The sequence below is a fragment of the Bordetella holmesii genome, from assembly GCF_020735985.1.
Taxonomy (GTDB): Bacteria; Pseudomonadota; Gammaproteobacteria; order Burkholderiales; family Burkholderiaceae_B; genus Bordetella; species Bordetella holmesii.
This window is the reverse complement of sequence record NZ_CP085973.1, coordinates 2,679,383-2,705,611: the sequence shown is the minus strand read 5'-3', so window position 1 is coordinate 2,705,611 and position 26,229 is coordinate 2,679,383. Positions and strand designations below refer to the sequence as shown.

Annotated in this window: 25 protein-coding genes and 1 pseudogene; 21 read left to right on the top strand and 5 right to left on the bottom strand. The window is 60.8% G+C overall.

What is annotated here, in order from left to right; translation table 11 throughout:
* Window positions 1-11 precede the first annotated feature (11 nt).
* The 3 genes and pseudogenes from LK440_RS12925 (at window position 12) to LK440_RS12915 (ending at window position 2,524) form a co-directional block, all read left to right on the top strand.
* Window positions 12-960, top strand: a pseudogene (locus LK440_RS12925) (diacylglycerol/lipid kinase family protein).
* Complete coding sequence (locus LK440_RS12920) at window positions 957-1,781, top strand: metallophosphoesterase family protein (protein ID WP_005018841.1); 825 nt, start codon at window positions 957-959, stop codon at window positions 1,779-1,781. Before LK440_RS12925 ends, LK440_RS12920 begins: the two are co-directional and overlap by 4 nt.
* Window positions 1,778-2,524 carry a phosphatase PAP2 family protein gene (locus LK440_RS12915; RefSeq protein ID WP_005012013.1) on the top strand — a complete coding sequence of 249 codons (747 nt, stop codon included), beginning with the start codon at window positions 1,778-1,780 and terminating at the stop codon, window positions 2,522-2,524. Before LK440_RS12920 ends, LK440_RS12915 begins: the two co-directional genes overlap by 4 nt.
* On the opposite strand, the gene LK440_RS12910 is transcribed toward LK440_RS12915, so the two are convergent.
* Genes LK440_RS12910 through LK440_RS12900 form a run of 3 tightly spaced genes read right to left on the bottom strand, consistent with a single transcriptional unit; the run spans window position 2,490 to window position 3,945 of the window.
* Window positions 2,490-2,912, bottom strand: coding sequence for an NAD(P)-binding domain-containing protein (locus tag LK440_RS12910; RefSeq protein ID WP_025341341.1), 423 nt, complete (start codon window positions 2,910-2,912; stop codon window positions 2,490-2,492). The genes LK440_RS12915 and LK440_RS12910 overlap by 35 nt on opposite strands.
* Window positions 2,909-3,337: a PaaI family thioesterase gene (locus tag LK440_RS12905; protein WP_005012016.1), complete on the bottom strand. Its 429-nt coding sequence runs from the start codon at window positions 3,335-3,337 to the stop codon at window positions 2,909-2,911. Before LK440_RS12905 ends, LK440_RS12910 begins: the two co-directional genes overlap by 4 nt.
* Window positions 3,337-3,945 carry a TetR/AcrR family transcriptional regulator gene (locus tag LK440_RS12900; RefSeq protein ID WP_005012017.1) on the bottom strand — a complete coding sequence of 203 codons (609 nt, stop codon included), beginning with the start codon at window positions 3,943-3,945 and terminating at the stop codon, window positions 3,337-3,339. Before LK440_RS12900 ends, LK440_RS12905 begins: the two co-directional genes overlap by 1 nt.
* 323 nt (window positions 3,946-4,268) lie before the next feature.
* Between LK440_RS12900 and LK440_RS12895 the strand changes: the two genes are divergently transcribed.
* From LK440_RS12895 to LK440_RS12820, 16 genes are all read left to right on the top strand, one after another.
* Window positions 4,269-5,432 carry a porin gene (locus LK440_RS12895; protein WP_005012018.1) on the top strand — a complete coding sequence of 388 codons (1,164 nt, stop codon included), beginning with the start codon at window positions 4,269-4,271 and terminating at the stop codon, window positions 5,430-5,432.
* Window positions 5,433-5,624: 192 nt separating this feature from the next.
* Entirely contained in the window at window positions 5,625-5,984 is a 360-nt protein-coding gene (locus LK440_RS12890) for an NADH-quinone oxidoreductase subunit A (RefSeq protein ID WP_005012020.1), read from the top strand.
* A gap of 30 nt (window positions 5,985-6,014) precedes the next feature.
* The gene (locus LK440_RS12885; RefSeq protein ID WP_005012021.1) at window positions 6,015-6,491 is read left to right on the top strand and encodes a NuoB/complex I 20 kDa subunit family protein; all 477 of its coding nucleotides are present in this window, start codon (window positions 6,015-6,017) and stop codon (window positions 6,489-6,491) included.
* A gap of 70 nt (window positions 6,492-6,561) precedes the next feature.
* Entirely contained in the window at window positions 6,562-7,188 is a 627-nt protein-coding gene (locus LK440_RS12880; protein ID WP_005012022.1) for an NADH-quinone oxidoreductase subunit C, read from the top strand.
* A 2-nt stretch (window positions 7,189-7,190) separates the two neighbouring features.
* Window positions 7,191-8,447: an NADH-quinone oxidoreductase subunit D gene (locus LK440_RS12875; protein WP_005012023.1), complete on the top strand. Its 1,257-nt coding sequence runs from the start codon at window positions 7,191-7,193 to the stop codon at window positions 8,445-8,447.
* A 41-nt stretch (window positions 8,448-8,488) separates the two neighbouring features.
* Window positions 8,489-8,983, top strand: coding sequence for an NADH-quinone oxidoreductase subunit NuoE (nuoE, locus tag LK440_RS12870; protein ID WP_005012024.1), 495 nt, complete (start codon window positions 8,489-8,491; stop codon window positions 8,981-8,983).
* Window positions 8,980-10,347, top strand: a complete 1,368-nt coding sequence (gene nuoF, locus LK440_RS12865; protein WP_005012026.1) for an NADH-quinone oxidoreductase subunit NuoF — start codon at window positions 8,980-8,982, stop codon at window positions 10,345-10,347. The genes nuoE and nuoF overlap by 4 nt, the downstream gene beginning before the upstream one ends.
* A 15-nt stretch (window positions 10,348-10,362) precedes the next feature.
* Entirely contained in the window at window positions 10,363-12,690 is a 2,328-nt protein-coding gene (nuoG, locus tag LK440_RS12860) for an NADH-quinone oxidoreductase subunit NuoG (protein WP_005012028.1), read from the top strand.
* A complete protein-coding gene (gene nuoH / locus LK440_RS12855; RefSeq protein ID WP_005012029.1) occupies window positions 12,690-13,763 on the top strand; it encodes an NADH-quinone oxidoreductase subunit NuoH in 1,074 nt (357 codons plus the stop codon). The genes nuoG and nuoH overlap by 1 nt, the downstream gene beginning before the upstream one ends.
* Before the next feature lie 21 nt (window positions 13,764-13,784).
* Window positions 13,785-14,273 (top strand): NADH-quinone oxidoreductase subunit NuoI, encoded by a 489-nt coding sequence (gene nuoI, locus LK440_RS12850; RefSeq protein WP_005012030.1) that lies wholly within the window; start codon window positions 13,785-13,787, stop codon window positions 14,271-14,273.
* Between the two features lie 17 nt (window positions 14,274-14,290).
* Window positions 14,291-14,926: an NADH-quinone oxidoreductase subunit J gene (locus LK440_RS12845; protein ID WP_005012032.1), complete on the top strand. Its 636-nt coding sequence runs from the start codon at window positions 14,291-14,293 to the stop codon at window positions 14,924-14,926.
* Window positions 14,923-15,231 (top strand): NADH-quinone oxidoreductase subunit NuoK, encoded by a 309-nt coding sequence (nuoK, locus tag LK440_RS12840; RefSeq protein ID WP_005012034.1) that lies wholly within the window; start codon window positions 14,923-14,925, stop codon window positions 15,229-15,231. Before LK440_RS12845 ends, nuoK begins: the two co-directional genes overlap by 4 nt.
* Window positions 15,232-15,248: 17 nt before the next feature.
* On the top strand, window positions 15,249-17,264 hold the full coding sequence (gene nuoL, locus LK440_RS12835) for an NADH-quinone oxidoreductase subunit L (protein WP_005012035.1): 2,016 nt from the start codon (window positions 15,249-15,251) through the stop codon (window positions 17,262-17,264).
* The gene (locus LK440_RS12830) at window positions 17,261-18,763 is read left to right on the top strand and encodes an NADH-quinone oxidoreductase subunit M (protein ID WP_017685339.1); all 1,503 of its coding nucleotides are present in this window, start codon (window positions 17,261-17,263) and stop codon (window positions 18,761-18,763) included. The genes nuoL and LK440_RS12830 overlap by 4 nt, the downstream gene beginning before the upstream one ends.
* A gap of 9 nt (window positions 18,764-18,772) precedes the next feature.
* Entirely contained in the window at window positions 18,773-20,257 is a 1,485-nt protein-coding gene (gene nuoN / locus LK440_RS12825) for an NADH-quinone oxidoreductase subunit NuoN (protein ID WP_005012040.1), read from the top strand.
* Between the two features lie 7 nt (window positions 20,258-20,264).
* Entirely contained in the window at window positions 20,265-20,579 is a 315-nt protein-coding gene (locus LK440_RS12820) for a DUF2818 family protein (protein ID WP_005012042.1), read from the top strand.
* 60 nt (window positions 20,580-20,639) lie between these two features.
* On the opposite strand, the gene serB is transcribed toward LK440_RS12820, so the two are convergent.
* Both serB and mfd read right to left on the bottom strand, forming a co-directional pair.
* Window positions 20,640-21,497 carry a phosphoserine phosphatase SerB gene (serB, locus tag LK440_RS12815; RefSeq protein ID WP_005012045.1) on the bottom strand — a complete coding sequence of 286 codons (858 nt, stop codon included), beginning with the start codon at window positions 21,495-21,497 and terminating at the stop codon, window positions 20,640-20,642.
* A gap of 25 nt (window positions 21,498-21,522) precedes the next feature.
* On the bottom strand, window positions 21,523-24,987 hold the full coding sequence (gene mfd, locus LK440_RS12810; RefSeq protein WP_005012050.1) for a transcription-repair coupling factor: 3,465 nt from the start codon (window positions 24,985-24,987) through the stop codon (window positions 21,523-21,525).
* Window positions 24,988-25,015: 28 nt separating this feature from the next.
* On the opposite strand from mfd, the gene ispD reads away from it, so the two are divergent.
* Both ispD and ispF read left to right on the top strand, forming a co-directional pair.
* On the top strand, window positions 25,016-25,717 hold the full coding sequence (gene ispD / locus LK440_RS12805; protein WP_005012053.1) for a 2-C-methyl-D-erythritol 4-phosphate cytidylyltransferase: 702 nt from the start codon (window positions 25,016-25,018) through the stop codon (window positions 25,715-25,717).
* Complete coding sequence (gene ispF / locus LK440_RS12800; protein WP_005012055.1) at window positions 25,714-26,202, top strand: 2-C-methyl-D-erythritol 2,4-cyclodiphosphate synthase; 489 nt, start codon at window positions 25,714-25,716, stop codon at window positions 26,200-26,202. The genes ispD and ispF overlap by 4 nt, the downstream gene beginning before the upstream one ends.
* Window positions 26,203-26,229: the final 27 nt, after the last annotated feature.

Here is a 26,229-nt window from a genome sequence, read left to right as displayed (position 1 = left end):
TCTTCAGGAGCATGACTCTTCCTCAGACGCCCCCGACGGGGCATCCAATCCTGCACATCATCCTCAATACGGGATCCGGCCGTGACGACGCCGGGCAGGTGCAAGCCCTCATCGGCGAGACGTTGCACACGGCTGGCCGTGAACATCTGATCCACCCCCGTGCACGATCCCAGCCGCTTGAGTGACATCGCGCGCGACGTGGTGCAGCGGGCACGGCAAGAGGGGGGCGTCGTGGTGGCTGCCGGCGGCGATGGGACGCTCAATGCCGTAGCCGCGACCGTGCTGGGTAGCGGCGTGCCCTTTGGCATCCTGCCACAGGGTACGTTCAATTATTTCGGGCGTGTCTATGGCATATCGCAGGACACCGTGCAGGCCGTCAAAGCCCTGCTCAGTGCCCGACCCCAGCCCGTCCAGGTCGGGCTGGTCAATGGACGCCTGTTCCTGGTCAATGCCAGTCTCGGGCTGTATCCCCAATTGCTGGAAGACCGCGAGGCTTACAAGAATCGTTTTGGCCGACGCCGATGGGTAGCCCTGCTCTCTGGCTTGGTGACCCTCTGGCATCATCGCAGCCAGCTTGACCTGACGCTGGAGTATGGTGGGCGCCGACTACGAACGCCCACCCTGGTCGTCGGGAATAATGCCTTGCAGTTGCGGCAAGTAGGCATCGACAAGGCCGATGCGCCTGAACAGGGCAAGCTATTGGCCATGACCTTGCGTCCGGTGGGTACCTGGGCGCTTTATGGTCTGTTGTTGCGAGGGCTCATGAGCCGTCTTGGCGAGGCTGAGCAGGTCAGCAGCTTCGCCTTCGAGCGTCTGACGGTGGGTTTGCGCAACCGGCGTGTGAAGGTCGCCATGGATGGCGAGATATGTTGGCTGGAGACGCCGTTGCGCTTCGAAGTTTCGCCTCAGCCACTGGACTTTCTGGTGCCGGCCGACGAATACCGCGTGGAGCCTGAATGACCCGGGTGCTGCATATTTCCGATACGCACTTCGGCACCGTGCACGAAAGCACGCAGCGGGCGTTGCTGGACATGGTCCAGCTGACGGCACCCGACCTGGTGCTTATCGGTGGAGATGTTACGCAGCGGGCGCGCAGGACGCAGTTCGCTGCGGCGCGCCGCTTTGTCCAGAACCTGCAGCGGCCGGTGCTGGTGGTGCCTGGCAATCACGATATTCCCTTGTTCAATCTGGCGGCGCGGGTGTTCAATCCCTACGGTAATTATCGGCGTGCGTTGGGTGTCAATCTCGAGCCGGTTTTCGAGGATGAGCGGCTGATGGTCATCGGTGTCAATAGCACCCATCCTTCGCGTCGCAAAGACGGGCGCGTGAGCGCCGCTCAGGTGCAGAGGGTGGTGCATCGCCTGCATGGCGCGCGGGACGCGCAGTTGCGTATCGTGCTGTTGCATCATCCCGTGCGAGCGGTCGAAGACAGCGACACGGCCAACCTGCTGATTGGCCGCGAGTTCGCCGTGCCCGCCTGGGTGGATGCCGGCGCGGATCTCATCCTGGGGGGGCATATTCATCTGCCCTATGTCGTGCCACTGGCCGGCCGCCTGGGCCGAGCGGCCTGGTGCGTTCAGGCCGGTACGGCACTTTCGTGGCGCGTGCGCGGAGGGATTCCCAATTCCGTCAATCTGATCGAGCGGCAGGCGGCGGATCACTGTCTGATACGCCGCTGGGATTTCGACGCCAGCCTGTCCCGTTTTCAGGAGGTTGCCGCGCATCCTCTGGCACTTTCTCGGCTGTCCACCCCGGCACTTGCCACGGCCACTGCACCATGAAGGACGTCGCGATCTGGGTGTCGATCCACCCTTATTATTGGTTTTTTTGCCTGCCACTGCTGGCTGCTCTGATAGCCTGGATGTGCTGGAGTGCGCTGAGTGGGCAGCCGCCAGGCAGAAGGCGCAGTGCACTGTACGCGTGCTTGGCGCTGATCATGGCCGTGGTGTTTGTGGCGTTGGCTGCCACGGTCAGTCTGGAGGGCAATCTGGTGGCCTTCGACGTCGCGTTGGCGCGCGCGTTGAGCATGTCGTTATCCACGGAGTTTCTCTGGCTGCTGTCCTGGTTTACGCATTTGGGGGACCGCACCTGGTTGACTGTCTTGGCTATTGTGATGATCCTGGGGCTGTTGATGTGGCAGCACTGGGTGCTTGCGGCGGGCGCGGCAGCCGCCACGGCAGGCGGCGGCATCCTGAATTGGCTGCTCAAGCACTTCTTTGAGCGGGCCAGACCGGATTTTTCCCATGGGTTCAGCCATGCCACCGGTTTTAGCTTCCCGAGTGGCCACGCGTCAGCCTCGCTGGCCGTTTATGGTTTTGGCTGCTATTTGCTTCTGCGCCTACTGCCGGCGCGCTGGCAGGGGCTATGTGTAGCGATGACGGCAGCCCTTATCGTGGCCATCGGGCTGAGCCGCGTCCTGTTGCAGGTGCATTTTTTGAGCGATGTCGTCGCTGGTCTGGCGGTCAGTGCGCTCTGGTTGGCGCTGTGCGTTACGTTGACCGAGAGGCTACAGCGCCGGCGATGAGATCGGGCAGCTCCCGCGCCGTGGAGGCGCGGTAGATGCCGCTCGCAGCGCGGATCGCATGCGCCAGGCGGCGGCCCCAATCTTCGGCGTGAGGGCAGAGATCCAGAATGTGTTTCCCATGCAATGGCGCGTTGACATCGCCGTCGCTATAACGTTGCAGCACGCGGTCAATTTCGTGCGAATCCGATAACGCCAGAACGATGAGGTGTGATTCGCGCAGCGCTTCGGCGGGGCTGCCCGCCAACGTGGCCTGGCCTCGGAAGACCTCACCCCGCACGGGGTCGCGGTCATAGACCGTCAAGTCGCACTCCGGTTGGGTGGCCAGCAACTGGCGCGCGGCCTGTGTGCCCGTGTCTGTCAGACCGATGATGCTGATCGTATCCATCATGGCGCAGGCACCGACCAGGTGCTGACAATATGGGCCAGGGGGTCGCCCCCCTGTTCGGCGCGCAGCGTGACTTCTCCTGTCGTGAGTCTGCCGACTTTCAGCAGCCTGGCCTCGGCCATTACGGCTGCGGCAGGCGTCTTGCGCAAGAAATTGATCGTCAGGCTGGCCGTGACGGCGCGCGGCTGTCCGGTGGCGCCTACGACGGCAGCGTACATGGCGACGTCGGCCAGGCCCATCAACATTGGGCCGGCCACGATTCCGCCCAGCCGCTGATGGCTCGGGCTGGGTGGCAGGCGCAACAGGGCAGTTCCGGGGCCGATCGCCTCGACCTCGATGCCCAAAACCACCGAAAAGGGATGCTGTTCGGCGAGCAGCAGACGAAATTCGGGCACGCTCACCCGGGCGCTGGCAGTCGGTGTGTCCATCAGGAGTGCTCCAAAGCCTGGCAGTAGTGTTCCAGCAGCGTTTCGGTGCGCTGCTGCAGTGACTTGATCCGGCGGGTGTGGTGCAAAAGCAGCAGACCCATCAAGTACGTGAAGACGTTCATTTCTTCGATGTGAACGCGTGCGGCGTCCCAGCCCTTGCTTGCAGCCAGCCCGGCGCCGAGGCGGCTGACGGCCTGACGCAGCATCGCGTTGAGGGACTCGTCGATTTCCCGGCCCAGCCCCCGGGGCTGCAAGCCTCTATACAGATAGAGACCCAGAGAAAACTCGGTTTCGCGCGCGGCGTAATAACTGAAAAAGGCTTCGATGGCCGCTCGTGCGGCCAAGGGGGCCGGCGCCTGTCGAGACTGTTGGTCCAGGTGTGCCAGCAAGCGCGTCAAGGACGCCCGCAGGAGTTCGCCGTAAATGGCCTCCTTGCCGTCGAAGCAGGGGTAGATGGCGCCGGTGGTGCATCCCGCCTCTTTGGCGATGGCGCGGATGGTCGTGTGTTCAAGGCCGTCTCGCGCGAAAACACGTTCGGCGGCCTCCAGGATGATCTGCCGCCGCAAGGCGGACAGGCGGTCAGCGCGGGGCAGGGCAGCGTCGGTCATGGCTAAAGGTGATATTGCTGTTCTTAATAAATAACATTGTTATTCGAGTCACGTTTTTTTGCCAGCTCCCTACGGGAAACCCGTGCGTTCTGGCGCTGATCGCAGGCTAGGGTTAGCCCTTGCCCGGAGGGGCTAACGGGGACGGGATGTTGCAACAAGCCAACAGTGCTGCGGCTATGCGTGCCTTTTCTTCGTCTCTTCGTAGCCAGTCCCCGGGATTTTTGATGCAATAGCGTCAACTTCCCTTCGCGGAGTTAGGGGGGCGGCAGGCTAGTCGTGCGGTGTTGCTGCTCTTGTCACTCAAATCTACGGAGATTTCTTAAATGAAAAAGACTCTGCTCGCTGCCGCCCTGCTCGCTGGCTTCGCTGGCGTCGCCCAGGCAGAAACGTCGGTGACCCTGTACGGCATCATCGATACCGGCATTGGCTACAACAAGCTCAAGGGCTCGAACTACGACTCCAGCCGTGTCGGCATGATCAACGGCGTGCAGAACGGCTCCCGCTGGGGTCTGCGTGGCACGGAAGATCTGGGTGACGGCCTGCAAGCTGTTTTCCAACTGGAATCGGGCTTCGATTCGGGTAACGGTCAGTCGGGTCAGGGCAGCCGTCTGTTCGGCCGTCAAGCCACCATCGGTCTGCAAAGCAACAGCTGGGGTCGTCTGGACTTCGGTCGCCAAACCAACATCGCTTCGAAGTACTTCGGTTCGATCGATCCGTTCGGCGCCGGCTTCGGTCAAGCCAACATCGGCGTTGGCCTGAGCTCTGCCAACACCGTCCGCTACGACAACATGGTCATGTACCAAACCCCGTCGTTCAGCGGCTTCCAGTTCGGTGTCGGTTACTCGTTCTCGGCTGATGACACCAAGACGGACAAAGACGGCTTCGTGAATGGTGTTTACACCAAGAACGGCGCTCCTGGCCAAACCGGCTTCGCTACCGCCGACAACACCCGCGCCATCACCACCGGTCTGCGTTACACCAACGGCCCGCTGAATGTCGCTCTGTCGTACGACCAACTGAATGCTTCGAACAAGCTGCCGAACGCTCAAACGAACGCTACGCCGCGCGCTTACGCCATCGGCGGTTCGTATGACTTCGAAGTCGTCAAGCTGGCGCTGGCCTACGGCCGCACCACCGACGGCTGGTTCACTGGTCAAGCGCTGCCGAGCGGCTCCACCCTGTTCGGCTTCACTAGCAACGTGTTTGCTGACGGTTTCAAGGCCAACAGCTACATGGTCGGCCTGAGCGCCCCGATCGGCGGTGCTTCGAACGTCTTCGGTTCGTGGCAAATGGTTGATCCCAGCAACAACAAGCTGACCAACGTCAAGGGTGCTGACGAGACGATGAACGTCTTCTCGCTGGGCTACACCTACGACCTGTCCAAGCGCACGAACCTGTACGCTTACGCTTCGTACGCCAAAGACTACGCCTTCATCGACGGCGTCAAGTCGACCGCTGTCGGCGTCGGTCTGCGTCACCGCTTCTAATTGCTTGCGGGGTTCGCCCCGTTTGCGATTATCAAGCAATAACAGGCGGAGCATTGTTCCGCCTGTCAAAAAGCCACCCCCTGGGTGGCTTTTTGACTGATTGGAATACACTATTCCAGCGATAGAGTTCAGCCGTAAGTAACCCCGCAAATGCTACAATCTGAAGGTTTGCGCATTTGACGGACGCCCTGAATGAACTTGCAACAGTATTTTCCCGTCCTGCTGTTTATCGCTGTGGCCACATTGATTGGCTTTGCGCTGATTACAGCTGGCTCTCTCCTGGGGCCGCGGCGTCCTTACGCCGAGAAGCTCTCGCCTTATGAGTGTGGATTCGAAGCGTTTGAAGACGCTCGCATGAAGTTTGATGTGCGCTATTACCTGGTCGCCATTCTCTTCATCCTGTTTGATCTGGAAATCGCCTTTCTGTTTCCGTGGGCAATTGCCCAAGGCACAGTCGGCCTCGTAGGCTTCTGGACGGTAATGGTATTCCTCGCCGTGCTGACGGTCGGTTTCATCTACGAATGGAAGAAAGGCGCGCTGGATTGGGAGTAACGCACTCCAGGCACGCTAGCAGAGACGAATATGGCTATTGACGGCATTCTTAAGCAAGGTTTTATCACCACCAGCGCCGATAAGTTCATCAACTGGGCAAAAACCGGTTCGATGTGGCCCATGACCTTTGGTCTGGCGTGCTGTGCGGTGGAGATGATGCATGCGGGCGCGGCCCGTTATGACCTGGACCAATTCGGGATCATTTTCCGCCCGAGCCCGCGGCAATCCGACCTGATGATCGTGGCCGGTACGCTGTGCAATAAGATGGGTCCGGCATTGCGCAAGGTCTATGACCAGATGCCGGAACCGCGCTGGGTGGTCTCCATGGGGTCCTGTGCCAACGGTGGCGGCTACTACCACTACTCTTATTCGGTAGTGCGTGGCTGCGACCGCATTGTGCCGGTTGACGTCTACGTCCCCGGGTGCCCTCCCACGGCCGAGGCGCTGGTCTATGGTCTGCTGCAAATGCAGAACAAGATCCGCCTGACCAATACGATCGCGCGCTAAGCCCTGGCGCGGCTGCGTCTAGGCGCGGCTTCGTGCGGCATAGCAGTACCGGTTTACCAATGCGTAAAAGATGATGACCAGGCTCGAAACCCTGAAAAACAACCTGCAGGCCACTCTCGGCCAGGATATCGCCTTGATCGAAGATCTCGGTGAACTGACGCTGGAAGTTCCGCCCGAACAATGGCTGGCCGTGTGCAACAAGCTGCGTACCGATGCCGGCCTGCGGTTTGAAAGCTGTATCGACCTCTGTGGTATGGATTATCTGACCTGGGGCAACGGTTGTCGCGCCCAGCAGCTCGAGGAGCAGGGTAGTGCGGCTCGTGGCCGTTATGCCGTCGTGATCCATCTGCTGTCGATAGAACACAACTGGCGTCTGCGCGTGCGTACCTTTGCCGCTGACGATGAGTTCCCCATCGTGGCTTCGCTGCTCGAGTGCTGGCCCGGCGTGAACTGGTACGAACGCGAAGCCTTTGACCTGTACGGCATTGTTTTCGAGGGTCACCCTGACCTGCGTCGAATTCTGACCGATTACGGCTTCATCGGTCATCCCTTCCGCAAGGACTTCCCGCTTTCGGGCACCGTGGAAATGCGCTACGACCCCGAGCAAAAGCGCGTCATTTACCAGCCGGTCACGATCGACCCGCGTGAAATTACTCCGCGCGTCGTTCGTGAGGATTCTTACGGCATGGGGCGTTAATCATGGCAGAAATCAAGAACTACACGCTTAACTTCGGACCGCAGCACCCGGCCGCGCACGGCGTGTTGCGCCTGGTGCTTGAGCTCGATGGCGAAGTCATCCAGCGCGCCGATCCGCACATCGGTCTGCTGCACCGCGCGACCGAGAAGCTGGCCGAACACAAGACCTTTATCCAGGCGCTGCCCTACATGGACCGCCTGGACTATGTGTCCATGATGTGCAACGAGCACGCCTACGTCATGGCCATAGAAAAGATGTTGGGCATCGAGGCGCCGCTGCGCGCTCAATACATCCGCGTGATGTTCGATGAAATCACCCGCATCTTGAATCACCTGATGTCGCTGGGTTCGCACGCCCTGGACGTGGGCGCGATGGCGGTGTTTCTGTACGCCTTCCGCGAACGCGAGGATCTGATGGACTGCTACGAGGCGGTATCGGGCGCGCGCATGCACGCTGCTTACTACCGCCCGGGCGGTGTCTATCGCGATCTGCCGGACGCCATGTCTCAGTACGGTGCAAGCAGCAAGTACCGTGGCGACAAAGAATTGCGCATCATGAATGACGCGCGCTCAGGCTCGTTGCTGGACTTCATTGAAGACTTCACCAACCGCTTCCCGGCCTGTGTCGACGAGTACGAGACACTGCTGACGGATAACCGCATCTGGAAGCAGCGCCTGGTGGGCATCGGTGTGGTCGATCCTGATCGCGCCAAGGCGCTGGGCTTTACCGGCCCGATGCTGCGCGGTTCGGGTGTGGCCTGGGATCTGCGCAAGACCCAGCCCTACGAAGTCTACGATCTGATGGATTTCGACGTGCCAGTGGGCGTCAATGGCGATTGCTATGACCGTTATCTGGTCCGGGTTGCCGAATTGCGTGAAAGCAATCGCATCATCCGCCAATGCGTGGAGTGGCTGCGGAACAACCCGGGTCCGGTCATGATCGAGAACCACAAGGTTGCACCGCCCAAGCGTACGGATATGAAGAGCAACATGGAGGAGCTGATCCACCATTTCAAGCTCTTCACTGAAGGCTTCCACGTTCCTCCGGGCGAAGCTTATGGCGCGGTGGAGCATCCCAAGGGCGAATTCGGCATCTATCTGGTGTCCGACGGCGCCAACAAACCTTACCGCCTGAAGATTAGGGCGCCCGGTTTTGCCCACCTGCAGTCGTTGGATGAGATGTCGCGCGGTCACATGATTGCCGACGCCGTCACCATCATCGGCACACAGGACATCGTTTTCGGCGAAATCGACCGCTGAGTCATCAGTCTAGAGCGCCCGCATAAATCCGGATTCAAACTATGCTGCTTTCCGCACAGGCCTACCAGAAGATCGACCGCGAACTCGCGAAGTTCCCGGCCGACCAAAGGCAGTCGGCCATCATGGCTTCGCTTGCCATCGCGCAAGAAGAGAAGGGCTGGTTGCCTGCCGAAATCATTGAAGACGTGGCCAATTACATTGGCGTTCCGCCCATCGCGGTCCAGGAAGTCGCCACGTTTTACAACATGTTCGACGTCAAGCCCGTCGGCACTCACAAGATCTCCGTCTGCACCAATTTGCCCTGTGTCTTGCGCGACGGTGAAAAGGCCGCCGACTACCTCAAGCGCAAGCTTGGCGTGAATTTCCGCGAGACGACGGCCGACGGCAAGTTCACCCTTGTCGAGGGCGAATGTATGGGTGCCTGCGGCGACTCGCCGGTGCTTATCGTCAATAACAAGCATATGTGCGTACGCATGTCGGAACAGAAGCTCGATGCCCTGATCGACGGCTTGAAGTCGCAAGGAGAGTCGGCATGAACGCGCCGGAATTGTTCAAACAACTGGGTACCGGCTTGACGGTGGACCCGGGCGCCGATCTGTCTACCTCCATGATTTTCCATGGCCGTCACCTCGGCCCGCAAATCCTTGACGGTCTGAATGGCGAGAACTGGCATCTGGAAGACTACGTCAAGCGTGGCGGCTACGAAGCCCTGCGCAAGATCCTGACCACCGGCTTGAAGCCGGAAGATGTCATTGCCGAGGTCAAGGCGTCGGGTCTGCGCGGCCGCGGTGGTGCAGGTTTTCCGACCGGCTTGAAGTGGAGCTTCATGCCGCGCGCCTTCCCAGGCCAGAAGTACCTGGTCTGCAACTCGGACGAAGGCGAGCCCGGTACCTTCAAAGATCGCGATATTCTGCGCTTCAATCCGCACATCGTGATCGAAGGCATGGCCATCGCCGCTTTCGCGATGGGAATCAGCGTCGGCTACAACTATATCCACGGCGAAATCTTCGAGGTATATGAGCGGTTCGAAGCCGCGCTTGAAGAGGCGCGTGCGGCCGGCTTTCTCGGCGACAAGCTGCTGGGATCGGATTTCAGCTTCCAGCTGCATGCTTTTCACGGTTACGGCGCCTACATCTGCGGCGAAGAAACCGCCTTGCTCGAGTCCCTGGAGGGCAAGAAGGGCCAGCCGCGTTTCAAGCCGCCTTTTCCCGCCAGCTTCGGCCTGTATGGCAAGCCGACGACCATCAACAACACCGAGACCTTCGCGGCGGTGCCCTGGATCATCCGCAACGGTGGCCAGGCCTACCTCGAAGTCGGCAAGCCCAACAACGGCGGCACCAAGATCTTCTCGATCACCGGCGACGTCGAGCGGCCTGGCAATTACGAGATCCCCATGGGGACGCCGTTTTCCAAGCTGCTGGAGCTTGCCGGTGGGATGCGAGGCGGCAAGAAACTCAAGGCGGTGATTCCCGGTGGATCGAGCGCACCGGTGCTGCCGGCCGACATCATCATGGACTGCACGATGGACTATGACTCCATCGCCAAGGCTGGATCCATGTTGGGCTCGGGTGCGGTCATCGTCATGGACGAGACCCGTTGCATGGTGAAGTCGCTGCTGCGTTTGTCGTACTTCTATTTCGAAGAAAGCTGCGGACAATGCACGCCCTGCCGTGAAGGCACGGGCTGGCTCTACCGCATGGTGCATCGTATCGAGACCGGTCATGGCCGTCCGGAAGACCTGGACCTGCTCGACAACGTTGCCAGCAACATCATGGGCCGCACCATCTGCGCCCTGGGCGATGCTGCCGCCATGCCGGTACGTGGTTTCATCAAGCATTTTCGCGACGAATTCGCGCACCACATCGAGCACAAGTCTTGTGTGGTCCCGCAATATCTGTAGGTCTCAGGAACAGCAATGGTTGAACTAACCGTCGACGGCAATAAAGTCGAAGTGCCCGAGGGCAGCATGGTGATGCATGCCGCCCAGAAGATCGGGCTTTACGTGCCGCATTTCTGCTACCACAAGAAACTGTCCATCGCGGCCAACTGCCGCATGTGCCTGGTTGAAGTGGAAAAAGCGCCCAAGGCGCTGCCGGCCTGCGCCACCCCCGTGACCAACGGCATGGTGGTGCACACCTGCTCCGAGAAGGCCAAGGCCGCGCAGAAATCGGTCATGGAGTTTCTCCTCATCAATCACCCGCTGGATTGCCCGATCTGTGATCAGGGCGGCGAGTGCCAGTTGCAGGATCTTGCGGTGGGCTATGGCGGTTCTTCCTCGCGTTATCACGAGGAAAAGCGCGTGGTCTTCCATAAGGACCTGGGCCCGCTGGTTTCGGCTGAAGAAATGTCGCGCTGCATTCACTGCACGCGCTGCGTACGTTTCGGGCAGGAAATCGGCGGCATGATGGAATTGGGTATGCTCAATCGTGGCGAGCATGCCGAAATCACGTCCTTCGTGGGGCGTTCGATCGAGTCCGAGCTCTCGGGCAACATGATCGACATCTGTCCGGTCGGCGCGCTGACCTCCAAACCGTTCCGCTACAGCGCCCGGACCTGGGAACTCGCCCGCCGCCGTTCCGTCAGTCCGCATGACAGTGTGGGTGCCAACCTGGTCGTCCAGGTCAAGGGCGACCGCGTGCTGCGCGTGGTGCCGTTCGAGAATGAAAACGTCAACGAGTGCTGGATCAGCGACCGTGATCGCTTCTCGTACGAAGGGCTCAACGTCGACGATCGCCTGGCAGCGCCGATGATTCGCGGCACCGACGGCAACTGGCAGGAAGCCTCCTGGGCCGATGCGCTGCAAGCCGTGGCTCAAGGACTTTCGCGAGTCCGTGAAAGCGCCGGGGCTGGGCAGATCGGCGCGCTGGCGACCGAGTACGCTACGACGGAAGAGTTCTCCCTGCTGGCACGCCTGACGCGCGCCCTGGGTTCGGAGAACATCGACTTCCGCCTGCGTCAGACGGATGCAGGCTTTGACGCTGCGTTGTCCGGTGCCCCGTGGCTGGGCATGCCGATTGCCGAGCTGGATAACCTCGATCGCGTGTTGGTGGTCGGCTCCTTCCTGCGCAAAGATCATCCCCTGATGGCTCAGCGCCTGCGTCAGGCGGTCAAGCGCGGCACGCAAGTGCTGTTGCTCGACAGCGCCTGCGACGATCCGCTGCTGCCGGTGGCTGCCCGCCTGACGGTGGCGCCCTCCGAGCTGGCCCGCGGCTTGGCCGAAGTAGCTGTGGCGCTGGCTCAGGTCAAAGAGCTCCCGGTGCCGGCCGAGTTCGCCATGGTCACACCCGGTGAGGATGCCAAGCGCATCGCCGCCAGCCTGGCCTCGGGCAGCAACGCTGCCGTGCTGATGGGTAACCTGGTTGTCTCTGCACCCAATGCCTCGACCCTGGCCGCCAACGCCCGCGTCATCGCCGAACTGACCGGAGCCAAATTTGGTTTCCTGACCGCGGGCGGCAATACCGTGGGTGGTTATCTGGCTGGCGCCGTACCGGGCCGTGGCGGCAAGACGGCCGCCCAGATGCTGGCCGAGCCTTTGAAGGCTTATGTGGTTTTGCACGCCGAGCCGACGTTGGATGCCGACAATGGTCCTCAGGCCCTGGCTGCGTTGCGCGGCGCCCAGTTTGCGGTGGCGTTGACGTCGTATCGTTCTTCGGCCGAAGCGTGGGCAGATGTGATGTTGCCCGTGGCTCCGTTTACCGAAACCTCGGGCACCTTCGTCAACGCCGCAGGCGTGGCGCAGAGCTTCAAGGGTACGGTTGCGCCGCACGGTCAGTCGCGTCCGGCCTGGAAGGTTCTGCGCGTGTTGGGCAATGTGCTTCATCTGACCGGCTTCGATGACGAAACCTCCGAAGCAGTGCGCGATGCCGCGCTGGCGGGTGGCATTGAAGGCCGCCTGTCCAACGAGATCAACGCGGCACTGGGTGTGGGCCAACCCGCAGGCGCCCTGGAGCGTCTGGCCGATGTGCCCATCTACCGCAGCGATGCCATCGTGCGTCGGTCGCAGCCCCTGCAGGCTCACGCCGCGTCGCGCGCGCCCAAGGCGCGCATGAATGCGCGTACGCTGGCCGCGCTGGGCCTGGACGCCGGCGCCAAGGTGCGCGTTTCGTCCTCGCAGGGTTCGGTGGAGTTGGAGGCCGCACTGGATCAGGCCGTGGCCGATAACGCTGTACGTGTCTCCGCCGCCTTTGCGCAAACTGCCGCCCTGGGCGGTGCCTTCGGTCAAATCAGCGTGGAGCGTGCCTGATGGAATGGCTCAATGTTCTTGAAAGCCAGGGTCAGGCATCGCTGGGGCCGACGGCTTGGTTGGTGATTTGGACTGTCATCAAGATTGTCTGCATCGCCGTGCCTATCATTCTTTGCGTGGCCTATCTCACTTACTGGGAACGCAAGATGATCGGCTGGATGCACGTGCGTCTTGGACCCACTCGTGTGGGCTTCAAGGGGCTGCTGCAACCGTTTGCCGACGTGTTCAAACTGCTCACCAAAGAAGTGGTGGTGCCGTCGGAGGCCAACAAGATTCTGTTCATCGTCGCGCCTGTCGTGACATTGATGCCGGCTCTGGCGGCCTGGGCAGTGGTTCCGTTCGGCCCCGAGGCCGTGCTGGCTAATGTCAATGCCGGTCTGCTGTACGTTATGGCCATCACCTCGGTTGGTGTGTATGGCGTGATCGTGGCCGGTTGGGCCTCCAACTCCAAGTACGCCTTTCTGGGGGCCTTGCGTGCATCGGCCCAGATGGTTTCCTATGAGTTGGCCATTGGTTTCGTGTTGGTGACGGTCCTGCTGGTGTCCGGCAGCCTGAACATGAATGAAATCGTGTTGGGGCAGGGCAGAGGCTGGTTCGCCGAGCACGGCCTGACGTTCCTGTCCTGGAACTGGCTGCCGCTGCTGCCTTTGTTTGTTATCTACGTGATTTCCGCCGTAGCGGAGACCAACCGCCATCCGTTCGACGTGGTCGAGGGCGAGTCGGAAATCGTGGCCGGTCACATGGTCGAGTATTCGGGTATGGCCTTCGCCCTGTTCTTCCTGGGTGAATACGCCAACATGATCTTGCTGTCGGCCATGGCCTCGATCATGTTCCTCGGTGGCTGGATGTCGCCCGTCGACATTGCTCCGTTCACTTGGGTGCCGGGTTGGCTGTGGTTGGGGATCAAGACTTTCTTCGTGGTGTCGCTGTTCATTTGGTTCCGCGCGTCTTTTCCGCGTTACCGCTATGACCAGATCATGCGTTTGGGTTGGAAGATCTTCATCCCCCTGACCGGCGTTTGGCTGGTTGTCGTCGCGGTCTGGATGCAGACGCCCTGGAATATTTGGCGCTAACGCGCCGGATCGAGGCTGGATATGGAAGCGATCAAGGATTTTTTCGGCAGCTTGCTGCTGACCGAGTTGTTCAAAGGTATGCGCCTGACGGGCAAGTACTTTTTCAAGCGCAAGATGACCTTGCGCTACCCGATGGAGAAGACGCCGACGTCGGCGCGTTTCCGGGGTCTGCATGCGCTGCGTCGCTATCCCAATGGGGAAGAGCGTTGCATCGCCTGCAAACTCTGTGAAGCGGTTTGCCCGGCGCTGGCCATCACGATCGAGTCCGATCAGCGGGAGGACGGCACCCGCCGCACCACGCGCTACGACATCGATCTGACCAAGTGCATCTTCTGCGGATTCTGTGAGGAAAGTTGCCCGGTGGACTCCATCGTGGAGACGCACATTCACGAGTACCACGGCGAAAAGCGCGGCGATCTGTACTTCACCAAAGACATGCTGCTCGCCGTTGGCGACCGCTACGAAGCCGAAATCGCCCAACGCCGGGCCGAAGACGCGCCTTACCGTTGATCGCCAGGGTCTGATCCATGACTTTTACTTCTGTCTTGTTCTACTTACTGGCTTTCGTCCTGGTGGTGGCGGCTTTCCGCGTCATCACCGCTCGTAGCCCCGTGACCGCTGTCCTGCATCTGATTCTGGCCTTCGTGAATGCGGCCATGCTTTGGATGCTGCTGGGTGCGGAGTTTCTTGCCCTGTTGCTGGTGTTGGTTTATGTCGGTGCCGTGATGGTGCTGTTCTTGTTCGTGGTGATGATGCTCGATATCCGTATCGACCATCTGCGCCACGGCTTGAAGACCTATCTGCCGCTGGGTTTGGTTGTCGGCTTGATCCTCGTGCTGGAAATGGGTTTCGTGCTGTTTGCCACCTGGGGTGATGCCGGCCCGCAAGTCGCCATGGCCGGTGATTACAACAATGCCCGTGCACTGGGCGAAGCCATGTACACGCAATATGTCTTTGGTGTTGAGGTCGGTGCCGCGTTGCTGCTAGTCGGTATGGTTGCGGCCATCGCCTTGACCCTGCGTCGCCGTCGCGACGCGAAGTACAACGATCCGGTTGCCGCGGTACGTGTCAAGGCCAAGGACCGTTTCCGTATGGTCAAGATGACCGCCCAGAGCGAGCGTGCCCAAGGCAACTCCGCCGCCGAGCAAGGAGAAAAACCATGACCATTACTCTGGCGCATTACCTGGTTCTCGGGGCGATTCTGTTCGCCATCGGCATCTTTGGCATTTTCCTGAACCGCCGCAATCTCATCATCCTGTTGATGTCCATCGAGCTGGTCCTGCTGGCCGTCAACATGAACTTCGTGGCGTTTTCGAGCTGGTTCGGCGATACCGCCGGGCAGGTGTTCGTGTTCTTCATCCTGACGGTGGCGGCCGCTGAAGCCGCCATCGGTTTGGCCATTCTGGTGCTGCTGTTCCGCAACCTGAACACGATCAACGTTGACGAACTCGATCGCCTGAAGGGCTGACGGGGTATTGGAAGAAAATGTCTAGCTCACCCAATCTCTATTTGCTTATCGCACTGGCCCCGCTGGCCGGGGCGATCCTGGCCGGCCTGTTCGGTACAGGGTTTCTCGGCCGCCCCGTCGGCCGACGCGCCGCGCATTGCATCACTATCCTGTTCGTGGCGATCTCCGCCATCGGTTCGGTGGTGGTGCTGCGCGACGTGCTCAATGGTCACACCTTTGACGGCGCGGTCTACACCTGGACCCTCATCGGTCATACCAAGCTCGAAATCGGCTTCCTGATCGATTCGCTCTCGGCCATGATGATGGTCGTTGTGACATCGGTCTCTCTGATGGTGCACATCTACACCATCGGCTACATGGCCGATGATCCCGGTTACCAACGCTTTTTCGCCTACATCTCCCTGTTCACCTTCGCCATGCTCATGCTGGTGATGTCGAACAACATGGTGCAGTTGTTCTTCGGTTGGGAAGCCGTGGGCCTGGTGTCGTATCTGCTCATCGGCTTCTGGTACACCCGTCCGACGGCAATTTTCGCCAATATGAAGGCCTTCCTGATCAACCGCGTGGGTGACTTCGGCTTCGTGTTGGGCATCGGTCTGCTGTTTGCTTATGCGGGCACCATGCACTACGGTGAGGTCTTCGCTCAAGCCGACAAGCTGGCAGGTCTGAAGCTGCCCGGCAGCGATTGGGCTCTGTTGACCGTCGCCTGCATCTGCCTCTTTATCGGTGCCATGGGTAAGTCGGCGCAAGTGCCGCTGCACGCCTGGTTGCCCGACTCGATGGAAGGCCCGACGCCGATCTCGGCCCTGATCCACGCGGCCACCATGGTGACAGCGGGTATCTTCATGGTCGCGCGTTTCTCGCCTCTGTTCGAACTGTCGAACGTGGCGCTTTCCTTCATCATCGTGATCGGTGCCATCGGCGCGCTCTTTCTGGGCATCCTGGGCATCATTCAGACGGACATCAAGCGCGTGGTGGCCTACTCCACGTTGTCGCAGTTGGGCTATATGACGGTGGCACTTGGTGCCTCGGCCTACTCGGTGGCGATTTTCCACCTGATGACGCACGCTTTCTTCAAGGCGCTGCTGTTCCTGGGCGCGGGCTCGGTGATCATCGGTATGCACCATGATCAGAACATCCGCAACATGGGTGGCCTGCGCAAGTACATGCCCATCACCTGGATTACCTTCCTGCTCGGTACGCTGGCGCTGGTTGGCACGCCGTTCTTCTCCGGGTTCTACTCCAAAGAGAACATCATCGAGGCGGCAGGCGCGGCCAATGTATGGGGAGCGAGCTTTGCTTACTACGCCACGCTGATTGGCGTGTTCATCACGTCGCTGTACTCCTTCCGGGTCTACTTCCTGGTCTTCCACGGCAAGGAACGTTTCCCGGCGCACGATGATCACGCGCATGGCCATGATGACCACGGGCACGACGACCATCATCACGGTGGCACGCCGCACGAGTCGCCCTGGGTTGTTACGCTGCCCTTGATTCTGCTGGCGATTCCGTCGGTTGTCATCGGGGCCATCGTTGCCGACCCCATGCTGTTCGGCAAGTTCTTCGATGGCGTGATCACGGTATTGCCGCAACACCCCGCGATGCACGAGTTGCACGAAGAGTGGCATGGCTGGGTGGCCTTTGGTTTGCATGCCTTCCAGACCGTGCCGTTCTGGCTGGTGGTCGCCGGAGCCGTCATTGCCTGGTACTGCTATCTGATCAATCCCAAGGTGCCGGCCAAGATTCAGGCCAGCCTGTCGGGCGTGAACAAGGTGCTGGAGAACAAGTATTACGTGGACTGGGTCAACGAGCAGATCATCGCTCGCGGCGCCCGTTGCCTGGGCCGTGGCCTGTGGCAGACCGGTGACCGCGGCCTGATCGATGGGCTGCTGGTCAACGGCAGTGCCCGTGTCGTGGGCTGGGTGGCGACGGTCAGCCGCCACCTGCAGTCGGGCTACATCTATCACTACGCGTTCGCGATGATCATCGGCATCATGGCGCTGGTGACTTTCTTTGTGCTGATTCCCCAATGATGGCAAGCGAGATGGCATCCAACAATTTCCCCTGGCTTACGCTTGCGATCTTTGTTCCGATCGTATTCGGTCTGCTGGTGCTGGCGGTGGGTCGCGACGACCGTCCCTGCCTGACGCGGGGGCTGTCGCTGATCGGCGCGGTCGCTGGCTTCCTGGTCACCATTCCCCTGTACACCGGTTTCGACAAGACCACTGCCGCGATGCAGTTTGTCGAGAAGGCCTCTTGGATCGAGTCCTTCAACGTCAACTACCATCTCGGTGTGGACGGTATTTCCGTCTGGTTCGTGCTGCTGACGGCCTTTGTCACCATCATTGTGGTGGCGGCAGGCTGGGAGGTGATCACCAACCGTGTGTCGCAGTACATGGCCGCCTTCCTGATCCTGTCGGGTCTGATGGTCGGTGTGTTCTCGGCGTTGGACGGGTTGTTGTTTTACGTGTTCTTCGAAGCCACGCTGATCCCGATGTACATCATCGTGGGTGTGTGGGGCGGGCCGAACCGGGTTTACGCGGCCTTCAAGTTCTTTCTCTACACCCTGATGGGTTCGCTGTTGACCCTGGTGGCCTTTGTCTACCTGTGGCATGCATCGGGCGGATCCTTCGACATCCTGACCTGGCAGCAGACCAAACTCGGTTACACGCCGCAGATCCTGATCTTCGTCGCGCTGCTGGCCGCGTTTGCCGTGAAGGTGCCGATGTGGCCGGTGCACACCTGGCTGCCCGACGCTCACGTCGAAGCGCCTACCGGGGGTTCCGTGGTGCTGGCCGCCATCATGCTGAAGCTCGGCGCGTATGGTTTCCTGCGTTTTTCCCTGCCCATCGCGCCAGATGCCTCGCATAGCTTGTCGGGCATGATGATCGCACTGTCACTGGTTGCCGTGACCTATATCGGGCTGGTGGCGATCGTGCAGGAAGACATGAAGAAACTCGTGGCCTACTCGTCAGTGGCTCACATGGGCTTCGTGACGCTGGGCTTTTTCATTTTCAACACGGCTGGCGTCGAAGGCGCCATCGTGCAGATGATTTCCCACGGTTTCGTCTCGGGTGCGATGTTCCTGTGTATCGGCGTGCTTTACGACCGCATGCATAGCCGTCGCATCGCCGATTACGGTGGCGTGATCAACGTCATGCCGCGGTTCGCGACCTTCTTCGTGCTTTTTTCGATGGCCAACAGCGGCTTGCCGGCTACTAGCGGTTTCGTGGGCGAGTTCATGGTCATCATGGGCGCGGTCGAGCACAACTTCTGGGTCGGCCTGCTGGCTGCCACAGCCCTGATCTTGGGAGCGTCCTACTCTCTGTGGATGGTCAAGCGCGTGGTCTTTGGTGATATCACCAATGAACATGTCCGCGAAATGTCCGACCTGAACCGCCGCGAGTTCTGGATTCTCGGTGTCATGGCGATCGCCGTGTTGTACATGGGGATCTATCCCAAGCCCTTTACCGATGTCATGCATGTGTCGGTGGAGGCCCTGCTGCAACACGTGGCCGTCTCGAAACTGTAAGACAAGACAATGATGCAATCCCACATCGATTTCGCTTTGGCCACACCAGAGATCCTGCTGCTGGTGCTGGCGCTGGCCGTGTTGCTCGTCGACGCGGTAAGCACCCACCCGGAACGCAAGACGACCTACGTGCTGACGTTGTGTACGCTGGCCGTATTGACGGTCGTCTCCCTGCTCCAATGGAAGAACGGCGTCAGCGGCAAGACCTTCAACGGCATGTATGTCACGGATGCGTTTTCGCACCTGCTGAAAATCACCTCGTACATCGCGGTGGCCGTCACCCTGATTTACGGTCGCCTGTATGCCCAGGCACGCGAGATGCTGCGAGGCGGTGAGCTCTACGTTCTGACGCTGATGGCCCTGCTGGGCCAGATGGTCATGATTTCGTCTGGCAACCTGATCTCCATCTATCTTGGTCTGGAGCTCATGTCTCTGGCCCTGTATGCACTGATCGCCTTGCGCCGTGACGACGCCGTCGCCACAGAAGCGGCCATGAAGTATTTCGTGCTTGGCGCGCTGGCTTCGGGGTTCCTGCTCTACGGCATGTCCATGGTCTATGGCGCAACCGGCCACCTCGACCTGGCCGAGATATCTCGCGTCATCGCCGCGGGTCAGGCGCAGGCCTTGCCGCTGGTCTTCGGTATTGTGTTCCTGGTGGCTGGTCTGGCATTCAAGTTGGGCGCGGTGCCCTTCCATATGTGGGTGCCCGACGTCTACCAGGGTTCGCCGACGGCCGTCACCCTCATTCTGGGTGGCGCGCCCAAGCTGGCTGCCTTTGCCATTACGATGCGTCTGCTTGTTGACGGCCTGCATGGCCTGGCCGCGGACTGGCAACCGATGCTGATGATTCTGGCTGTGCTGTCGCTGGCCATCGGTAACCTGACCGCCATCGCCCAGACCAACTTAAAGCGGATGTTGGCCTATTCGACCATCTCGCACATGGGCTTTGTGCTCCTGGGCCTGATGGCCGGTGTGGTGGACGGCAAACCCGATGCCTCTTCGGCTGCCTACGGTGCATCCCTGTTTTACATGATCACCTATGTGCTGACCACGTTGGCCAGCTTCGGTATCGTTCTGCTGCTCTCGCGTCAGGGCTTCGAGTGTGAAAACATCGATGATCTCAAAGGCTTGAACCGTCGCAGCCCTTGGCATGCCCTGATCGTCCTGCTGCTGATGTTCTCGCTGGCCGGGATTCCGCCGCTGGTGGGTTTCTATGCCAAGCTGGCGATTCTCCAGGCTGTGGTCGAGTCGGGTCATGTTGCCCTGGCCGTCATCGCGGTACTGTTCTCGCTGATCGGCGCCTTCTATTACCTGCGAGTGGTCAAGGTCGTCTACTTCGACGAACCCGTGGGTGAGGCGGCTCCGGTCACGGGGACCTGCCTGCAGCGCGGGGTACTGTCGATAAACGGCGCCCTGATTCTCCTCCTGGGCATCTTGCCTGGCGGTCTGATGGCTTTGTGCGTACAGGTCATCAGGAGCTCGATAGGCGGTTGATCCCTCAGTGAATCAAACCCTGGCCGTCTGGTTGTTGATCGCGCTGGCCTTCATCAGCGCGAATCTTCCCTTCCTGACGGACCGGGTGTTTGCCGTGTTTCCCCTGAAAAACGGCAAACCGGTTGCGATCCGCTTTCTCGAACTGCTGGTTTACTACCTGATCGTTGGCTTGGCAGGGCACGCATTCGAATCCGCGCTGGGCAACTCCTTTACGCAGGCCTGGGAGTTTTATGCCATCACATTGAGCCTGTATGTGGTGCTGGCGTTTCCGGGCTTCGTCTATCGCTATCTTTACCAGCGTGGACGCAATCGGCCGGCGTAAAAAAACCTCCCGTTGGGAGGTTTTTTTTGATGTGCCCGTCAGGAAAGCAGAACCGCTGCTTCACCCCTCGAACCAATTCAGCACACCGTCGAGGCCGCTGACGCTAAGTGCGTAAGGCGTCTGCTGGCGGACGATGGGCTTGGCGTGATAGGCCACGGCATATCGGGCGCGCGCCAGCATGAGCAGATCGTTGGCGCCGTCGCCCAGGGCGATGATCTGATCGGCGCTGGCGCCGTGCTCGCTCGCAAACGCCTCCAGATAGCGGGCCTTGGCTGCGCCATCCAGAATGTCGCCCAGCACGCGTCCGGTCAGCTTGCCGCCGGCGTCGATCTCCAGCGTGTTGGCGTGCGCGCTATCGAGATTCAGGCGCGCACGCAGCCGCTCGGTGAAAAAGGTAAAGCCGCCGGAGACCAACAGAGTTTTGATACCGGCAGCCTGCACCGAGGCAAGTAATTGCTCGGCGCCCGGGTTCAGGCGCAGCCTTTCCTCATACACGCGCTCCAGCACGGTGGCAGGCGTGCCTTGCAGCAGCGCGACCCGCCGCCGCAGGCTTTCGGAGAAATCCTTGATCTCGCCTCGCATGGCCGCCTCGGTGATTTGCGTAACCTTCTCACCCACACCCGCACACACGGCAATCTCATCGATGCACTCGATGTTGATTAGCGTGGAGTCCATGTCCATGGCCAGCACTTTGCAACTGCTCAGTTTGAGGCCGGCGGGTACGAAGGCGGTGTCGATGGCGTGGCGTTCGGCCCAGTCATGCACTTGCGCGCGGGTGTCCGCGTCGTGCGCTACGTTGAGCAGGCGGGCGGCCGTCGTCGTGATACGCGCGATGCCTTCGGCTCGTGCCAAGGCCGCCAACTGTTCGGCGTGGTGGGCGGTAAGGCCCGGTGATTGAATGATGAGATGGGTGCTCATGGAGGGATGCGTGATGTTTAGCGGGCTATTTTAGAGAGCGCAGCACGGCACGCACGGCGTCGGCGCGTGCGGTGACCTGCGCTGTGGTGATTTCAATGCGCAGCTTGTCCTGTCCGGAGAGTTTGATGTGGCGCTGCTTTTGCACCAGTTCGATGATGCGCAAGGGATCGACGACGGCCTTTGGGCCAAACTGCAGTAGCGCCTGGGTTTCGCTGACGTCGATCTTGACGATGCCTAATGGTTCGGCGGCCAGGCGCAGCCGATGCGTGGTCAACAGCGTCTGAGCAGGCTCGGGCAGCTTACCGAACCGGTCGATCAACTCTTCCTGAATGCGGATGAGGTCGTCCTCATCGTGCGCATGCGACAGCCGTTTGTAGATGGCCAGCCTGCCATGCACGTCGGGGCAGTAATCGGATGGCAGCAGGGCGGGCGCATGGAGGTTGACTTCGCATGCCAGTTTGAACGGAGCATCCAGGTCGGGTTCTTCGCCTGATTTCAATGCACGCACTGCCTCGCTGAGCATTTCGTTGTACATCGAGAAACCGACTTCCTGAATGTTGCCGGACTGGGAGTCGCCCAGAATCTCGCCAGTACCGCGGATTTCCAGATCGTGCATGGCAAGGTAGAAACCGGAACCCAGCTCTTCCATTGCCTGGATGGCCTCAAGACGCTTTTTGGCATTGCTCGTGATGGCATCTTCGCCCGGCGTAAGCAGATAGGCGTAGGCCTGATGATGCGAGCGGCCGACCCGGCCGCGCAACTGGTGCAATTGAGCCAGGCCAAAACGATCGGCTCGGTGGATAACGATGGTATTGGCGCTGGGCACGTCAATGCCCGTTTCGATGATGGTCGTGCATAGCAGCACATTGAAGCGCTGTTGATAAAAGTCCTTCATGACCTGCTCGAGCTCGCGCTCGGGCATTTGGCCATGTGCTACGCCTATGCGTGCCTCGGGTACGAGTTCCTCCAGTCGCGCCCGGCGATTGTGGATGGTCTCGACCTCGTTGTGCAGAAAGTAGGCTTGTCCGCCACGCTTGAGTTCGCGTAGCAACGCTTCCCGTATGGTGCTGCCGTCTTCGCGCCGCACGAAGGTCTTGATGGCCAGGCGCTTTTGCGGCGCGGTGGCTATCACGGAGAAGTCGCGTATGCCTTCGAGCGACATGCCCAGCGTGCGGGGGATAGGCGTGGCCGTGAGCGTCAGAACGTCCACTTCGGCTCGCAAAGCTTTGAGTGTCTCTTTCTGGCGTACGCCGAATCGATGCTCCTCATCGATGATGACCAGGCCCAGGCGTTTGAAGTGGACATCCTTGGACAGGATTTTGTGAGTGCCAATGACGATATCCACACGCCCGTCATTGATACCTTCGATGGCGGCACTGACTTCCTTGGCTGACCGAAAGCGCGACAGCTCCACCACGCGCACGGGCCACTCGGCAAAGCGGTCCGAAAATGTCTGTGCATGTTGCTCGGCCAGGAGAGTGGTCGGGCACAGCAGGGCGACCTGCTTGCCGTTGGCCACGGCCAGAAAGGCGGCGCGCAGCGCGACCTCGGTCTTGCCAAAGCCCACATCGCCGCAGACCAGGCGGTCCATGGGCTTGCCGGAGGTCATGTCCAGGATGACGGCCTGGATGGCGGCAGACTGATCGGGCGTCTCTTCGAAGCCGAAGCCTTCGGCAAAAGCTTCATAGTCCGACAGTGGCAGATTGAAAGCGTAGCCTTCGCGCGCGGCGCGTTGCGCATACAGCGCGAGCAATTCGGCGGCGGTGTCGCGGACTTGCCTTGCGGCTTTCTTTCTGGCCTTGTCCCACTGCCCGGAGCCGAGTTGATGCAGTGGCGCGGCGTCGGGATCTGCGCCGCTATAGCGCGCAATGACGTGCAACTGTGATACCGGCACATAGAGCGTGGCGCCGCTGGCGTACTCCAGGTGCAGGAACTCCATCTCTCCTTCACCCATGTCCATATTGACCAACCCGTGGTAGCGGCCGATGCCGTGCTGGGCATGAACGACAGGATCGCCCTCACGCAGTTCGGCCAGGTCGCGCACCATGGCTTCGACGTTGCTGCTGCCTTCCTGGGTGCGTTTGCCGCGTCGCTTGACGCCCGCATTGCCGGGGTAGAGGTCGTTCTCGGTGAGAAAAACCAAACCGCCTTCGGTGAGCCCAAAACCCGCCGTCAGGGGCGCGATGGTCAGCCCGAAGTTGGCCGGTGTTTGTAGAAAACCGGCGATCTCGTCGGTCTGCTCTGTCGCCGCGAGACCTTGCTCGGCCAGCATTTGGGATAGCGTTTCGCGTCGGCCTGCGGAGTCCGCGCATAGCAGTACGCGGGCGCCGGGGCGCGCCACGAGCGCACGCAACTTGGCTACCGGGTCTTCGGCGCGGCGGGCGACAGCCACGTCCGGCGCGTTGCAAAAGTCCGGGTGCGGCGGCTCGCCGGTCAGTGCCAGGCGGGCGAAGTCCTTGAAACCGCCATATAACGCTTCTCCATCCAGAAACAGCGCCGATGGCGGCAGCACGGGCCGTTCGCGGTCGCTTTTGAGGAAGTTATAGCGGCTGGCAGTGTCCTGGGAGAACCTCTGGATGGCGTCGTCGATATTGCCCAGAGGGACGGTGAGCGTACCGGTCTTGAGGTAGTCAAACAGCGTAGCCGTCTGTTCGAAAAACAACGGCAGATAATATTCGACTCCGGCGAAAGCGATCCCATTGCCGATGTCCTTGTAGGGCAGGGCGCGGGACGGATCGCCCTCGAAAACCTCACGGAAACGCGCACGAAAATGGTTGCGTGCCGCCTCGTCCATGGGAAATTCGCGTCCCGGCAGAAGCTGAACTTCGGCCACGGGGTAAAGGCTGCGCTGGGTATCAACGTCAAAGGCGCGGATGGATTCGATCTCGTCATCGAAAAGGTCCAGCCGGTAGGGCACCGCCGACCCCATGGGGAACAGGTCGACCAATCCGCCCCGCAGGCAGAACTCGCCAGGCGCGGTGACCTGAGTCACGTGGGTGTAGTTTGCCAGTGTCAGTTGCGCGCGCAGCGCCGCTTCGTCCAGTTTGTCGCGTTGGCGAAACGAAAAGGTATAGGCCGCCAGGAAAGCGGGGGGCGGAAGGCGGTATAAGGCCGTGGTCACCGGCACCGTCAGGATGTCGACCGATTCGGTCATCAACGCGTGCAGGGTATGCAGACGCTCCGAGATCAGATCTTGATGGGGCGAAAATGCGTCGTAGGGCAGCGTTTCCCAGTCAGGGAGCTGACGCACGCGCAGTTCGGGCGCAAACAAGGGTACTTCATCGGCCAGGCGCTGGGCCTGTAGCGGATCGGCCGCCAGCACGACGATGGGCTTGCGGGCCTGGCGCGCCAGGTCGGCAAGCAGCCATCCATCGCCCGAACCGGGGGGGCAGGGTTGAACAAAGCGCGTCCCGGGTTTGAGGGCGGCCAGGGTAGGGGAGGTGGACGGCAGCTGCGTATCCACTGAGGTGGGGGGCGAGGAGTCATGCATTGCCGGGAAATTATAAAATCTCCTGATCATGTCTGACTCTTTAATCGCAATTGTTCCTGCCGCCGGTGTCGGCAGCCGCGCCAGCGGCCTTGCAGAAGACGGTTTGCCCAAGCAATATCGTCCGCTGGGCGGACTCCCCATGTTGCGTCGGGCGGTGCTCGCGCTGCTTGCCGATCCGCGTATCGCCCAGGTTCGGGTCGCTGTCAGCGCTCAGGATGACTGGGCCGCGCAGGCACTCGACGGTTTGCCGCGCACGGTGTGGCGCCCTTGCGGCGGCCCCACGCGCGCGGATACCGTGGCTGCCGCGTTGGCCGATGCGGCGCTATCTGATCAGACCTGGGTGTTGGTCCACGATGCTGCCCGCCCGGGTCTGCCGCCGGAGGCATTGGCGCGGCTCATCGATGCCTGCCAGGAGGATGATGTGGGCGGTTTGCTGGCGCTTCCGGTGGCCGATACGGTGAAAGCGGCCGGCGTGCAAGAGCCGGGCGGCTGCCGTGTGCGTCTGACCGTAGACCGGGATGGGCTGTGGCTGGCGCAGACGCCTCAGATGTTCCGTGCGGGGCTGCTCAGGCACGCGCTGCAGCAGGCGCGTGAGGAGGCCATCGCCGTGACGGACGAGGCTTCCGCAGTCGAGGCGCAGGGGCTGGCCCCTCGCCTGGTCGCCGGTTCAGCGCGCAATTTCAAAGTGACTTGGCCGGATGATTTCGCTCTGATGGAAAAATGGTTATGAAGATCCCTTTTCGTGTTGGGCAAGGTTTTGATGTGCATGCACTGGTCGTCGGACGGCCCTTGATCATCGGTGGTGTGCGCATCGAGCACACGCATGGGCTTCTCGGTCACTCCGATGCCGATGTGCTGCTGCACGCGGTGACCGATGCGGTGCTCGGCGCAGCGGGTTTGGGCGACATCGGGCGTCATTTCCCCGATACGGATCCGCGTTTCAAGGGCGCCGATAGCCGGGTGCTGCTGCGCGAAGCAATGTCGCGGGTGCGCGAAGCCGGCTGGCAGGTCGTGAATGTGGACGCTACCGTGCACGCGCAGGCACCCAAGATCGGCCCGCATGCCGCGGCCATGGCGGCCAACGTCGCCGAGGACCTGCAGGTGGACGCCACCGCGGTCAACATCAAGGCCAAGACCAATGAGGGTTTGGGTTATCTGGGCCGCAAGGAAGGTATTGCCGCTACCGTCGTCGCGCTCATCACCCGCCTCGACTGAGTTGCGGCGCGTGTCGCTTGCCCAAGC

Coding starts and splice junctions, on each gene's coding strand:
- LK440_RS12920 (WP_005018841.1), top strand. CDS start 957: ATGACCCGGGTGCTGCATATTTCCGATACGCACTTCGGCACCGTGCAC.
- LK440_RS12915 (WP_005012013.1), top strand. CDS start 1,778: ATGAAGGACGTCGCGATCTGGGTGTCGATCCACCCTTATTATTGGTTT.
- LK440_RS12910 (WP_025341341.1), bottom strand. CDS start 2,912: ATGATGGATACGATCAGCATCATCGGTCTGACAGACACGGGCACACAG.
- LK440_RS12905 (WP_005012016.1), bottom strand. CDS start 3,337: ATGGACACACCGACTGCCAGCGCCCGGGTGAGCGTGCCCGAATTTCGT.
- LK440_RS12900 (WP_005012017.1), bottom strand. CDS start 3,945: ATGACCGACGCTGCCCTGCCCCGCGCTGACCGCCTGTCCGCCTTGCGG.
- LK440_RS12895 (WP_005012018.1), top strand. CDS start 4,269: ATGAAAAAGACTCTGCTCGCTGCCGCCCTGCTCGCTGGCTTCGCTGGC.
- LK440_RS12890 (WP_005012020.1), top strand. CDS start 5,625: ATGAACTTGCAACAGTATTTTCCCGTCCTGCTGTTTATCGCTGTGGCC.
- LK440_RS12885 (WP_005012021.1), top strand. CDS start 6,015: ATGGCTATTGACGGCATTCTTAAGCAAGGTTTTATCACCACCAGCGCC.
- LK440_RS12880 (WP_005012022.1), top strand. CDS start 6,562: ATGATGACCAGGCTCGAAACCCTGAAAAACAACCTGCAGGCCACTCTC.
- LK440_RS12875 (WP_005012023.1), top strand. CDS start 7,191: ATGGCAGAAATCAAGAACTACACGCTTAACTTCGGACCGCAGCACCCG.
- nuoE (WP_005012024.1), top strand. CDS start 8,489: ATGCTGCTTTCCGCACAGGCCTACCAGAAGATCGACCGCGAACTCGCG.
- nuoF (WP_005012026.1), top strand. CDS start 8,980: ATGAACGCGCCGGAATTGTTCAAACAACTGGGTACCGGCTTGACGGTG.
- nuoG (WP_005012028.1), top strand. CDS start 10,363: ATGGTTGAACTAACCGTCGACGGCAATAAAGTCGAAGTGCCCGAGGGC.
- nuoH (WP_005012029.1), top strand. CDS start 12,690: ATGGAATGGCTCAATGTTCTTGAAAGCCAGGGTCAGGCATCGCTGGGG.
- nuoI (WP_005012030.1), top strand. CDS start 13,785: ATGGAAGCGATCAAGGATTTTTTCGGCAGCTTGCTGCTGACCGAGTTG.
- LK440_RS12845 (WP_005012032.1), top strand. CDS start 14,291: ATGACTTTTACTTCTGTCTTGTTCTACTTACTGGCTTTCGTCCTGGTG.
- nuoK (WP_005012034.1), top strand. CDS start 14,923: ATGACCATTACTCTGGCGCATTACCTGGTTCTCGGGGCGATTCTGTTC.
- nuoL (WP_005012035.1), top strand. CDS start 15,249: ATGTCTAGCTCACCCAATCTCTATTTGCTTATCGCACTGGCCCCGCTG.
- LK440_RS12830 (WP_017685339.1), top strand. CDS start 17,261: ATGATGGCAAGCGAGATGGCATCCAACAATTTCCCCTGGCTTACGCTT.
- nuoN (WP_005012040.1), top strand. CDS start 18,773: ATGATGCAATCCCACATCGATTTCGCTTTGGCCACACCAGAGATCCTG.
- serB (WP_005012045.1), bottom strand. CDS start 21,497: ATGAGCACCCATCTCATCATTCAATCACCGGGCCTTACCGCCCACCAC.
- mfd (WP_005012050.1), bottom strand. CDS start 24,987: ATGCATGACTCCTCGCCCCCCACCTCAGTGGATACGCAGCTGCCGTCC.
- ispD (WP_005012053.1), top strand. CDS start 25,016: ATGTCTGACTCTTTAATCGCAATTGTTCCTGCCGCCGGTGTCGGCAGC.
- ispF (WP_005012055.1), top strand. CDS start 25,714: ATGAAGATCCCTTTTCGTGTTGGGCAAGGTTTTGATGTGCATGCACTG.